The organism is Staphylococcus sp. SA22 (genome assembly GCF_054165785.1).
Genome location: NZ_JBSZQY010000001.1, coordinates 365,836 through 379,371 on the forward strand (window position 1 = coordinate 365,836; position 13,536 = coordinate 379,371).

The following is a 13,536-nucleotide window of genomic DNA, read 5'->3' on the forward strand; positions in this document are numbered from 1 at the left end:
TTTGCCGTAAGATAGGCATTTCAACAGAAAATTTTCCAATAATAGTCGACATTATATTTTGTCATTAAAAAGCATTCTAGGTCACCACAAAATTTTATACAAAAATTATGTCTATATAACGTAACTTTTAATAAGTAATCTATTCTAATAAAAATCCAAAAGCTAGTATCAAATATGCTCCCTATAAAGTAGACACTTAAAAAGTGCAATATTTATAGGGAGCATATCAATCTTAACTATACTTTTAGCTTGTAATTTATTTAATTAACGCTTAATTTCAACCATTTCAAATGCTTCGATAACATCGCCTTCTTTAAGGTCATTGTAGTTTTCAATTGTAATACCACATTCATAACCTTTTGCAACTTCCTTAGCATCATCTTTGAAACGTTTAAGTGTATCTAATTCGCCTTCATATTGAACAATACCATCACGAATAATACGTACACCAGCATTTCGCGTAATTTTACCTTCAGTAACATAACATCCAGCAATAGTACCAACTTTAGAAACTTTGAATGTTTGACGAACTTCAGCTTGTCCGATAACTTGTTCTTCAAATTCTGGATCAAGTAAACCTTTCATCGCTGATTCAATTTCTTCGATAACATTATAAATAACTCTGTGTAAACGCATATCAACATTTTCAGCTTCTGCAGCACGTTTTGCACCACTGTCTGGACGAACATTGAAACCAATGATAATACCATTTGAGGCATTAGCAAGTGTCACGTCTGACTCGTTAATCGCACCAACCGCTGTATGAATGATACGAACATTTACGCCTTCAACATCAATTTTCATTAATGATGCAGCTAAAGCTTCAACAGAACCTTGAACATCACCTTTAATAATAACGTTTAAGTCTTTCATTTCACCTTGTTTCATTTGTTCAAACAGGTTATCTAATGAAACATTTTTACTTTCTTGACGTTGTTGTACAATGCTAGCTTCGTGTCTTGATTCACCAATACGACGAGCTTGTTTTTCATCACTAAATACAACAAAGCGATCCCCAGCTTGTGGCACATCATTAATACCTGTAATTTCAACAGGCGTTGATGGACCAGCCGTTTTGATTCTTTGACCTAAGTCATTAACCATTGCACGGATACGGCCGTAAGTATTACCAACTACAATCGCATCCCCAACATTTAATGTACCGTTTTGTACTAATAATGATGCAGAAGGACCACGTGATTTATCTAATTCAGCTTCGATAACTGTACCAACAGCACGGTTTTTAGGATTTGCTTTAAGTTCTTGAACTTCTGCAACTAATCCTATCATTTCTAATAAATCGTCGATACCATCACCACTTAATGCAGAAAGTGGAACGAAAATTGTTTCGCCGCCCCAATCTTCAGGAATTAAACCATATTCAGTTAATTCTTGCATAACTCGATCAGGATTTGAAATTGGTTTGTCAATTTTATTTACTGCAACAATAATTGGTACTTCTGCTTCTTTAGCATGGTTAATTGCTTCAATTGTTTGTGGCATAACACCATCGTCAGCTGCAACTACTAAAATTGTAATATCTGTTACTTGTGCACCACGCGCACGCATCGTTGTAAATGCAGCATGTCCCGGTGTATCTAAGAAAGTGATTTTTTTGCCATCGTTTTCAATTTGATATGCACCAATATGTTGAGTGATTCCGCCTGCTTCACCTGCTGTAACTTTTGTATGACGAATTGAATCTAATAAAGTAGTTTTACCATGGTCAACATGTCCCATAATTGTTACAACTGCTGGTCTCTCAATTGCTTCTGGATCATCTTTTTTATCTTCGAAGTAGATTGATAAATCTTCTTCATTAATCACAACTTCTTCTTCAACCTCAACGCCATAATCATCGGCAATTAATTCGATTGTTTCTTGATTTAATGATTGATTGATATTAGCAACAATACCAAGTAAGAATAATTTTTTGATAATTTCTGATGATTCAACATTTAATTTATCCGCAAATTCGCCTACTGTAATACCTTCTTGATATGTCACTTTTGATGGTATTTCTTTTGGAGCAGCTGGTTGATTTTGTGGTTTATTATTCTTGTTATTTTTCTTATTATTTCTATTATTCTTTTTATTGCCTTTGTTGCCTTTATTATTTTGTTGTTGATTCTTTTTGTTATCTTTTTGTTGCCCTTTATTTTGGTTTTGATTGTTTGATTTTTGGTGATTATTTTGAGTGCTTTGTTTATTGTCGTTCTTTTGTTCTTTTTTGAACTTTTTATCTAATGCTTTAATTTGGTCATCTTCCAAAGCTTGCATATGATTTGAAACCTCAATATTCATGCTTTTTAACTCATCTATAATCTCTTTACTCTTTAGATTTAATTCTTTCGCATATTCGTAAATTCTTTGTTTACTCATATAATCACTCCTTATGATATTCATCTATCATTGATAGCAACTTTTTAGCAAAGCCTGGGTCAGTAATCCCTACATTAACACGCTCACCTTTTCCAAGTGCTATTCCCAATTCATTTCGATTTCCAAACTTTCTGAATGGAACTTTGTAACTCTTACATTTATCTGTAATTAATTTAGCTGTATTATCAGACGCATCATTTGCAACAATAACGAGCTTCAAATTTCCTTTTTTAATTTCATTAACAATGACTGATTCACCTGTTTTTACTTTACCAGCTCTCATTGCTAATCCTAAAAAGTTTAATATTTGATCTATACTCATTTTGGGATCTCTTCTCTATAAATTAATCTAATAATTTCTTTGTAAACAGGATCCAATTGCTCTTTAGATGCTTTAAAATATTTTTCTAAAATTTCTTTTTGTTGTGCTTTTTCAACCATAGCAACATCTTTAGAAACATATGCGCCACGGCCTTGTTTCTTTCCAGTAACATCCGCAAAGATTTCGCCTTCTTTATTAACAACAACACGAATCATATCTTTTTTGGGATGCATTTCATTTGAAAGAATACATTTTCGCATCGGAATTTTTTTCTTTTTCATAGATACTTCACTCCAACCTATTATTCAGATTCTTTCTCTACATTTGTTTCAACTGAAACATCAGTTACCTCTTCGGTTGATTCTGTTGTGTCAGCATCTTCTAAAGCAACATCTTCTTCAGTTACTTTTTCAGCTTCAACTACTGGATAGATACCCGCTTCACGCGCATCTGTTTCTGATTTAATATCAATTTTCCAGCCGGTTAATTTAGCAGCTAGACGTGCGTTTTGTCCTCTTTTACCAATCGCTAATGACAATTGATAATCAGGAACAACAACTACCGTAGATTGATTTGTTTCATCAACAATAACTTCTAACACTTGAGAAGGGCTTAAAGCATTTTTTACAAATACTTTTGGATCTTCATTCCATTGAACGATGTCGATTTTTTCGCCACCTAGCTCTTCAACAACAGCTTCAACACGCGCGCCTTTGGCACCAACACATGCACCAACAGCATCTATATCATTGTTTTCAGAGAAGACACTAATTTTAGAGCGATCGCCAGCTTCACGTGCTACTGATTTAACAATTACAGTACCATCGTAAATTTCTGGAACTTCTTGTTCAAATAAACGTTTTAATAAACCTGGATGGCTACGAGAAACATAGATTTGAGGACCTTTTGTCGTTTGTTCCACTTTGTTAACATATACTTTGATACGTTCGTTAGGAATATATTTTTCGTTAGGACTTCTTTCTGCTTCAGATAAAACAGCTTCAATACGACCTAAATTCACATATACATAACGATGGTCAACACGGTCAATAATTCCAGTAAGTATGTCTTCTTCTTTGTCTATAAATTCTTCAAATAAAATTTCACGTTCAGCATCACGAAGACGTTGCATTACTGCTTGTTTCGCTGCTTGAGCACCTACACGACCAAAATCTTTAGGTGTTACATCTTCTTCGTATATATCTCCAATTTCATATGCAGGGTTTTTAACAAGCGCTGTACTTAAATCCACTTCATCTCTGTCGTCAAATACTTCTTCAACAACATCTTTACGAGCGATAACTTTGAAAGTACCTTGATCCATATTTAATTCCACACGGACATTTCTTGCACTATCATAATTCTTTTTGTATGCAGTAATTAAAGCTGCTTCAATAGCATCAATTAATACTGCTCTAGGAATCTTCTTTTCTTTTTCTAAATACTCAGTAGCTAATAATAATTCATTACTTGACACGTTTTTTCCTCCTCATCACGTTAAATCATAACTGCGTGACGTGCTTTTGCTATTTTGTCTCTCGGTATCTCTATATCTTTCGTTCTTGCTTTGATTTTAACTTGTACTACAATTGTTTCATTATTGACTTCTTGTAAAATGCCTAACCATTCCTTTTCACCTTCAATTGGTACATATAAAGAAACAAATACAGGTTTAGTTATTGCATTTTGGAAATCTTGTTCTTTTTTAATTGGACGTTCTGCACCAGGTGACGCTACGTCTAAATAATACATTTCAGGAATAGGATCATTTGCATCCACAGCTTCACTTATTTTTTCAGAAGCTAGCGTACAATCATTTAAATCTACGCCACCTTCTTTATCAATAGAGATTCTAAGAAAATGATCTCTACCCTCTTTGACATATTCAACGTCTACAAGTTCAAAATTCAAGTCTTCCATAATTGGTTTAACAATCACTTCTACTTGTTCTGTAATTTTACTCATACAGGCCTCCCTTTTTGGCAAATAGAAAAGAGCGGGAATCTCCCACTCTTCTGCCTGAGTTCACTAATTTTTAAGCAACTTAATTATAGCATAAGTTTATGCTTGAAACAAATGACTTCACTATTAATCAGAGATTCTTGTAAAAGTTTGTCCATTTACTTCACCTTTACATTCGAATAGACTCGTAAGACGTTAAAAAGAAATACAGGCATAATTTTGTGTCCAGCAACAATTTTGTATTTCTTTAACTACGCCATACGCATTAAATAAATACCTTGATTATTTCATTTTACATATCGAATATCGAAAGTTGAGCTTTATCTGGTAAATTCGGTAATGAGCCTAACTCATCTAAATACTCAATAATTTTCTGAGATAAACCAGCTTTTTTGTTTAAATCTTCTTTTGATAAAAATGGTCCATCGTCACGAGCTTCAACAATTCGTTTCGCAACGTTTTCACCAAGCCCAGGCACTGATATGAACGGCGGAATAAGTGTATCGCCTTCAATGATAAATTCGAACGCTTGACTCTTTTCTAAACTAATCGGTTGCATTCGATAACCTCGATGCGCCATTTCATTCATAATTTCCAAAACAGTTAATACGTCTTTTTCTTTTTTACCTAGATCCATATAGCGAGAATACATGTCTTTTACAGTATTTCGTATGCTTGTTTTATCTTTAATCATCGTGATTAAATCAAAATCTGACGCACGAATTGTAAAGTAAGATGCATAGTAATAAAGTGGATGATGTACTTTGAAATATGCGATACGTACTGCCATTAAAACGTATGCTGCTGCATGGGCTTTAGGGAACATGTACTTAATTTTAAGACATGAATCTAAATACCAATCCGGCACTTCATTTTCTTTCATCGTTTCAATCATTTCTTCAGTTAAACCTTTACCTTTACGTACTGACTCCATTATTTTAAAAGCCATTGATGGTTTTAAACCAGCATACATTAAATAAACCATGATATCATCACGACAACCAATTACACTTGATAAATCACATATACCTGTTTTAATTAATTCTTGAGCATTACCTAACCACACATCTGTCCCATGAGATAATCCTGAGATTTGAACTAATTCAGAAAATGTTGTTGGCTTTGTATCTTCTAACATTTGACGCACGAATCCTGTACCGAATTCTGGTACCCCAAATGTACCTGTTTTACATAAAATTTCATCTTCAGTAACACCCAAACTTTCAGGTGTACTAAAAATCTGCATAACTTCTTTATCATCTACAGGTATTGTTTTTGGATCAATCCCTGATAAATCTTGAAGCATACGAATCATTGTTGGATCATCGTGTCCAAGTATATCAAGTTTTAATACATTATCATGAATAGAATGGAAATCAAAATGTGTCGTCATCCATGCTGAATTTTGATCATCGGCAGGATATTGTATCGGCGTAAAATCATAAATATCCATGTAATCAGGTACTACAATAATACCCCCTGGATGCTGTCCAGTTGTACGTTTAACACCTGTACATCCTTTAACGAGTCGATCTATTTCAGCGCCTCTTTTGTGGATGCCTTGATCATTCAAATAGCCTTTAACATAACCAAAAGCAGTCTTTTCAGCAACTGTACCAATTGTACCTGCACGGAATACTTTATCCTCACCAAATAATACTTTTGTGTAGTTATGGGCATTCGGTTGATATTCACCACTAAAGTTTAAGTCGATATCAGGAACTTTATCTCCTTTAAATCCTAAAAATGTTTCAAACGGAATATCTTGTCCTTCTTTAATAAGTGGCGCTCCACAAGTTTCGCACGTCTTATCAGGTAAATCGAATCCTGATCCTACTGAACCATCATTGAAAAATTCACTCGTTTTACAGTTCGGACATATATAGTGTGGCGGTAACGGGTTTACTTCAGTAATCTCAGTCATTGTCGCTACAAAACTAGAACCTACTGAACCACGGGAACCAACTAAGTATCCATCATCTAATGATTTTTTAACTAAACGTTGCGAAATTAAGTAAATTACCGCAAATCCATTACCGATAATACTTTTTAATTCTTTTTCTAATCGATCAATTACGATTTTAGGTAGGTCTTCACCATACAGTTTACGCGCATTTGCATAACTTAGTTCTCTAATTTCTTCGTTAGCACCTTCCATACGCGGTGTGTATAATTCATCTTTAATAGGAACAACACGTTCAATTCGATCTGCTAATTCGTTTGTATTTTTCACAACAATTTCATGCGCTTTTTCTTCACCTAAAAAATGAAACTCGTTTAACATTTCATCTGTAGTTCTAAAATGTGCTTCCGGTAAAGTTGAGCGATTAAGTGGATTGCCGGGTTGTGATGCTATTAAAATTTTACGTGCGATACCATCATGTTCAAACAAATAGTGTGCATTTCCTGTCGCAATAACAGGAATACCCGCTGTGTCACCTGCATGTATTAAACGTTGATAAATTTCATGTAATGTTTCAGTATCTCTAATAAGCTCTCTATCAATTAAATCTTGATAAAGTGCCGGTGGTTGAATTTCAATAAAATCATAATATTTGGCAATTTTTTCAACTTGGCTCTGGTCCTTCTGCATAACTGCCGTAAATAATTCACCTTCATCACACGCTGTACCTACCAATAATCCCTCACGATATTCATCTAACAATGAACGTGGAATTCGAGGCGTACGGTAGAAATACTTCACCAATGATGCACTTACAATTTTAAATAGATTTTTAAGACCTTGTTGATTTTGTACAATTAATGTGACATGACTAGGTCTTGCACGTTTATATGCATCTTCATTACTAAGTTTTTTGTTGATTTCGTTATGATTTAATACGCCTAATTCTTTCATTTGTTGAACCATTTTTATGAAAATGTAAGCTGTTGCCTCTGTATCATAAATGGCACGGTGATGTTGCGTTAATTCTACACCGTATTTTTTAGCTAAGAAATTTAAACCATGTTTACCATATTCAGTATTAATCGTACGAGATAATTCTAATGTATCGATAACACCATTCGTAGATGGTCCAAATCCAAGACGTTCGTATCCCGTGTCGATGAAGCCCATATCAAACGAAGCATTATGTGCTACGAATATCGCATCGCCAACCCATTCTTTAAATTCTGTAAGTACTTCTTCAATCTCAGGGGCATCTACTAACATATCATCAGTAATATGCGTCAAATTGATAATCGTTTCCGATAATCGTTCATGCGGATTACTAAACCTTTCAAACTTATCGATGATTTCGCCGTTATGAACTTTCACAGCTGCAAGCTCGATGATTTTATCATACTGATTTGATAAACCAGTTGTCTCGACGTCGAATACAACATAAGTAGCATCTTTTAATACGACATCTTGTGGTTTGTATGCAATCGGAACACCATCATCAACTAACATACCTTCCATACCGTATATCATTTTAATACCATGTTTTTCCGCTGCTGCGTGAGCATCTGGAAATGCTTGCACAACATTATGGTCTGTAACCGCAATGGCTGGATGTCCCCAGTCTGCTGCCTGTTTAACATACGCACCAATATTTGGTATACCATCCATTTGACTCATTGCAGTATGCAAGTGGAATTCTACACGCTTTTCTTCAGCCTTATCTTTTTTTGTCGCTTTTTTAATCTCTTCAATATCAGACATCATCATAACTAAATCTCTAATAAATGTATCTTCTTCAATACGACCTTGAGCCCTAACCCATTTACCAACACTTAGCGCTTTAAAATGTTCTAAATCATCTTTGTTTTTACGAGTAAACATTTTTAAAACTAAAGAGTCCGTATAGTCAGTCACTTTAATTTCTACGATATGACGACCACTTTTAAGTTCTTTTAAGTTAATATCAAAAATGACACCCTCTATTGCAACTTTAAACTCTTCCTCAATAATAGATTCAATTGGTTTAATATTTTCAATTTGAATCGGCTTACCAATTTGACACTTATCGACAGCACTTTCGTTGTTATCTTGTTGTTTCGCTTTTTCAGCTTTCATTTTTTCAAGTTTCTCTGTTGCCAATCGTGCACTTTGTTCGTCTTCTTCTTGAATATGTGCTTCTAAAGAAGCTAAGTTTTGTTCTTGATCATTATCATTTGTTTCGAATATGATTTTATCGATATCAAAACCACAATTTCTAAACGCTTTGATAAGACTTCCATTGCAAGCCTTGTCAAAATGATTACGTTCAATGTCATTTGATACCATTACTTTTAATACTTTTCCAGACATAATAAGCTTTTTCTGTTTCAATTGACCTTTAACTTTTGGAGATAAAGCTGTTTGGTCAATACAGTGCCCAAAGTATTTAATTGCATGTTCATCTTGATTCGTGCCATTTGTTACCGTAAAACGACATGTAACGTTGGCGATATCTTTAAACTCTTGCTCTATTGCATGTATAAATAATAAATAATCTTCATGAGCTAAGAATTGTGGTAATGTAATATGAAATTCCCATGTTCTGTTTTTGTTAGAAACATCTATACGTGTCAGTTCACCTGAATTTAAAATTTCAGCATCTAATTGATTTGAAATTTTAATTTGATCAGCAAGCACTTTAAATTTTTGTTGCTCTGTCATTGCCAAGACAATTACCACCTTAAATAGAAATTACTTTTACGTGTTCGAACAATATTTAGATTATGTGAGCATAGTAATGATAGAAAATTAAATGCTTTATATTTGGCTAATCATAATATTGTTAAAACAAATTTATCTTTAATTATACTATGTCTTCATTCATTTTTCATCGAATAATCATTATATCAAAAATAATAAGAGCAGGACATAAGCATCAGATTTCTTTCAGCTTTTTCCTACTCTTATAATTCATTCGATCTTAATTATTTTAAGTTATCATATTTATTTGTAATGACAGTCATTAAGTCATCAATGTGGACTTCTTCGCTATCACCTGTTAAACGTTCTTTAACTTCTACAATACCTTCCGATGCACGTTTACCAACAACAATTCGCAGTGGTAAACCAATTAAATCGGCATCATTAAATTTGACACCAGCACGTTCCTGACGATCATCGTACAACACATCAAATTTAGTATTAAATTCAGCATATAGTGCATCCGCTAGTTCTCGTTGATCATCTTTCTTAGGATTAATAGAAATTAAATGTAAATCAAATGGAGTAACTGATTTAGGCCAAACAATTCCATTATCATCGTGATTTTGTTCAACAATCGCACTTAGCGTTCTAGAAATTCCAATTCCGTAACAACCCATAATTAAAGGTTGGGCTTTTCCTTGGTTATCTAAGAATGTAGCATTCATTGATTCTGAATACTTAGTACCCAATTTGAATACTTGACCAACTTCAATACCTTCAGCAAAATGTGCAACGCCTGAACCATCACTTAACTTTTCGCCTTCTAAAATAAAACGGAAATCGCCGTATTCATCAACGTTGAAGTCTCTACCTACATTTACATTAATTAAGTGATAACCATCTTCGTTAGCCCCGACAACTAAATTATTTAAATCTTGCACAAAATTATCTGCATAAATTTTGATTTCTTTATCAATTACAGGACCTAGTGAACCAGGATTTGCACCAACTAAATTAACAATTTCGTCTTGTGTTGCTAATTCAATATTATCTGTGCCGAAATAAGATTTTAATTTAATGTCATTAATTTCATGATGTCCACGCACTAAAACCATAATATATTCGCCATCAACTTTGAAAATCATCGTTTTAACGATTTCATCTACTGGTCTACCTAAGAAGTCTGCCAATTCTTGCGCAGTCTTAACATTTGGTGTTTCAATTTTTTCTAAAGATTGCACAGTAGTATGCTTATGATTTGGTTCGTAAACGACTTCTGCTTTTTCGATATTAGCAGCATAGTCACTTTCTTTACTGTAAACGATTGTATCCTCACCGATAGCACTTAATGCCATAAATTCATGTGTATGGCTACCGCCAATAGCACCTGAATCTGCAACTACTGGTCTTGCGTTAATGCCAACTCTCTCAAAAATACGGCTATACGCTTGATACATATCTTGATACGTTTGATCTAATGATGCCTCGTCAGCATGGAATGAATACGCATCTTTCATAATAAATTCACGACCACGAAGTAAACCAAAACGTGGTCTCTTTTCATCACGGAATTTAGATTGAATTTGGAATAATGTCATCGGTAATTGTTTGTATGATTTCAATTCATTTCTTACTATTGATGTAACTAATTCTTCATGTGTTGGACCTAATGCAAATTGTCTTCCATGTCTATCTTGTAAACGCATTAATTCTGGGCCATATGCACCCCAACGTCCTGATTCTTCCCATAATTCAGCTTGTTGTAACGCTGGCATTAAAATTTCAACAGAATCGATACGTTCCATTTCTTGTCGCACAATTGCAGTAATATTATTTAACACACGTGTTGCTAGCGGTAAATAACTATAAATCCCACTTGTACTTTGTTTTATCAAACCCGATTTCAATAATAAACGATGACTTTGTGCTTCTGCTTCTGATGGCACATCACGCATCGTTGGTATAAAAACTTTGGATTGCTTCATAATTATTTATCCTCCTAAATTATAAGAAATATCGTCGAATATCATTCCACGTTACTAATATCATAATAACGACCATGAAAATGGCACCAATAGCGATAATCGTTGTTTCCGCTTTTTTATTAACTGGTTTTCTGAAAATCGCTTCATATATAACAAATAAAATACGACCACCGTCTAGTGCAGGAATAGGAATTAAATTCATAATACCTAAGTTTACACTTAATAACGCAGTGTAACCAATTAAGCTAATGATACCCGCTTTAACAACTGAGTCGACGTTATGATAAATACCAACTGGACCATTTAACATATCAAATGAGAATCCGCCCGTAAATATACTAGCCAACATACCGACTACAGCTGTAAAAATATAAGTACTACCGATTAAAAAGCTTTTAAATCCATATACAATTGGTTTGAAGAGTGTATGTTCACTCGCTGGTTGGAATCCGAGAACATACTTCGTCTCTGAACTTACTTTAGTCAGTTTTCTTTCAGTCTTTTTAGGTGTTAATTCAACTGACTTTGTTTTACCATCACGTTCAAATTTAACAGTCGTCTTATTATCTTTAACTTTATCTAACGCCTTATCAACATCATCAAATTCAGATATTTTATATTTGCCAATTTGGACAATTTTATCGCCTTTTTGTAAGCCTGCTTGTTGAGCTGGATACTTATCTGCGACTTGTTCTACAGTAGAAGTAGGTGTACCTTGATAATATGCAAGACCAATAAATAGGACTAAAGCTAATATAAAGTTAAATAACGGTCCCGCAAATAATGTTAAAAATTTCGGCCATGGCTTTTTATGTGCAAATTGTCTGTCTCTCGGAGCAATTTGAACTAAGCTACCATTTTCAACAAAGAAAGACTTTCTAGCAATTTTAAAATGATGTCTTTCGTTATCATAAGCAGTAATACCTTCTATGAATAAGTCATCTTTAAAATCACATTTTTTAACTTCGATCGCTTCAATTTGTTGAAACTTATGATGATCATCTAATATGATATGTGTTATTTCATTTTCTTCATTCAGTTTAATTTTAACGTTCATACCAGGCTCGACTGGTGGCTCTTCTAAGCCATCTCCTGCCATACGAACATATCCACCAACAGGCAATAACCTAATAGTGTAAAGTGTTTCATTTTTTCTAAAACTAAAAATTTTTGGCCCCATACCGATCGCAAATTCTGGACACATAATGCCTGCTCTTTTCGCAAAAAACATATGGCCATATTCATGAACAGTTACTAGTACACCAAAAACAATAATAAATGCAATTATTGTAACTAAATAGCTCACTCGCTACACCTCGATTGTTTATAAATTTCTTTTATTTTAAAAATGATTGCTGTATACGTAACATAAGTCATTATAATATGATACTGACAAATCACAAAATATAACGTCTAATTTTCAAAGTTAATATTGCGTATAATTTTCAAAAGGAGTTCTGAGATTCATTAAATTATCTCAGCAACTCCTCTTTACGTTTATTGATTTGTTCTCAGCATTAAGATTGTATTAATAAAATATTTAATAATGGTAACACAAACATAAAGCTGTCAAATCGGTCTAAAATACCACCGTGTCCAGGTAGTATTCGACCTGAGTCTTTAACGCCGAAATGACGCTTAAATCCTGATTCCACTAAATCACCTAATTGACCAAATAAACTTAAAATCAATGTCACTCCAAGTAATATCCATACATTCATATTGAAATCTACAAAATATAACATTGCAAGAGGCACTATCAAACTACAGAACAAGCCACCTATGAATCCTTCGATTGTTTTATTCGGGCTTATTACTGGCCAAAGCTTATGTTTACCCATCATTTTACCAAATAAGTAAGCCCCTGTATCTGTAAGCCAAACAATTAAAAAGGCATATAATATGTAATGTAATCCTTCTGATCTCGTTTCATAAAAGAACATAAAACCAATGCCTACATAAGCCACAGACATTAAGCAAAATGCAGCATCCATAAAACTAAATCTGTTTTTAGATAAGACAGTATAACTTAATACAATAAAGCTCATTGCAATTAAACTTTTTAATTGAATTACTTGTACCCATGGCCCTGCATGTTGTGGCAACATAATAATGATAAGACCAACTGCACTAATTAAACCAGGAACTGAAACAAATTTAATCATATTCATATTCAATAATTCTTTTAATGCAATCAATGCTAATATATTAGCAAATATCATTAACACAAGGCCGCCTTTTAACAAGATAGGCAAGAATACGATTAAGGCAATAATAGCTGTCAGCGTTCTAACTTTCAT

At 33.7% G+C, this 13,536-nt stretch carries 9 protein-coding genes; all 9 read right to left on the bottom strand.

All coding sequences use genetic code 11. The features are described 5' to 3' along the window. Positions 1-264 precede the first annotated feature (264 nt). The 9 genes from infB to ACXQH5_RS01755 all read right to left on the bottom strand — a co-directional run bounded on the left by infB (position 265) and on the right by ACXQH5_RS01755 (position 13,536). A complete protein-coding gene (gene infB, locus ACXQH5_RS01715) occupies positions 265-2,382 on the bottom strand; it encodes a translation initiation factor IF-2 (RefSeq protein ID WP_000043639.1) in 2,118 nt (705 codons plus the stop codon). Positions 2,383-2,386: 4 nt separating this feature from the next. Next, a complete protein-coding gene (locus ACXQH5_RS01720) occupies positions 2,387-2,704 on the bottom strand; it encodes a YlxQ family RNA-binding protein (RefSeq protein WP_000020853.1) in 318 nt (105 codons plus the stop codon). Continuing rightward, on the bottom strand, positions 2,701-2,985 hold the full coding sequence (gene rnpM, locus ACXQH5_RS01725; RefSeq protein WP_000727423.1) for an RNase P modulator RnpM: 285 nt from the start codon (positions 2,983-2,985) through the stop codon (positions 2,701-2,703). The genes ACXQH5_RS01720 and rnpM overlap by 4 nt, the downstream gene beginning before the upstream one ends. Positions 2,986-3,005: 20 nt before the next feature. Continuing rightward, positions 3,006-4,181, bottom strand: coding sequence for a transcription termination factor NusA (gene nusA / locus ACXQH5_RS01730; protein WP_000097463.1), 1,176 nt, complete (start codon positions 4,179-4,181; stop codon positions 3,006-3,008). 20 nt (positions 4,182-4,201) lie between these two features. After that, entirely contained in the window at positions 4,202-4,669 is a 468-nt protein-coding gene (rimP, locus tag ACXQH5_RS01735; RefSeq protein ID WP_458066452.1) for a ribosome maturation factor RimP, read from the bottom strand. Positions 4,670-4,958: 289 nt separating this feature from the next. After that, positions 4,959-9,269 (bottom strand): PolC-type DNA polymerase III, encoded by a 4,311-nt coding sequence (locus ACXQH5_RS01740; protein WP_078065168.1) that lies wholly within the window; start codon positions 9,267-9,269, stop codon positions 4,959-4,961. A gap of 263 nt (positions 9,270-9,532) precedes the next feature. Next, positions 9,533-11,236 (bottom strand): proline--tRNA ligase, encoded by a 1,704-nt coding sequence (locus ACXQH5_RS01745; protein WP_000814107.1) that lies wholly within the window; start codon positions 11,234-11,236, stop codon positions 9,533-9,535. Positions 11,237-11,255: 19 nt separating this feature from the next. Continuing rightward, positions 11,256-12,542 (bottom strand): RIP metalloprotease RseP, encoded by a 1,287-nt coding sequence (gene rseP, locus ACXQH5_RS01750; protein WP_000121121.1) that lies wholly within the window; start codon positions 12,540-12,542, stop codon positions 11,256-11,258. Positions 12,543-12,753: 211 nt separating this feature from the next. Beyond that, on the bottom strand, positions 12,754-13,536 hold the full coding sequence (locus tag ACXQH5_RS01755; RefSeq protein WP_000868413.1) for a phosphatidate cytidylyltransferase: 783 nt from the start codon (positions 13,534-13,536) through the stop codon (positions 12,754-12,756).

Coding starts and splice junctions, on each gene's coding strand:
- ACXQH5_RS01745 (WP_000814107.1), bottom strand. CDS start 11,236: ATGAAGCAATCCAAAGTTTTTATACCAACGATGCGTGATGTGCCATCA.
- ACXQH5_RS01720 (WP_000020853.1), bottom strand. CDS start 2,704: ATGAGTATAGATCAAATATTAAACTTTTTAGGATTAGCAATGAGAGCT.
- ACXQH5_RS01755 (WP_000868413.1), bottom strand. CDS start 13,536: ATGAAAGTTAGAACGCTGACAGCTATTATTGCCTTAATCGTATTCTTG.
- ACXQH5_RS01740 (WP_078065168.1), bottom strand. CDS start 9,269: ATGACAGAGCAACAAAAATTTAAAGTGCTTGCTGATCAAATTAAAATT.
- rimP (WP_458066452.1), bottom strand. CDS start 4,669: ATGAGTAAAATTACAGAACAAGTAGAAGTGATTGTTAAACCAATTATG.
- infB (WP_000043639.1), bottom strand. CDS start 2,382: ATGAGTAAACAAAGAATTTACGAATATGCGAAAGAATTAAATCTAAAG.
- rnpM (WP_000727423.1), bottom strand. CDS start 2,985: ATGAAAAAGAAAAAAATTCCGATGCGAAAATGTATTCTTTCAAATGAA.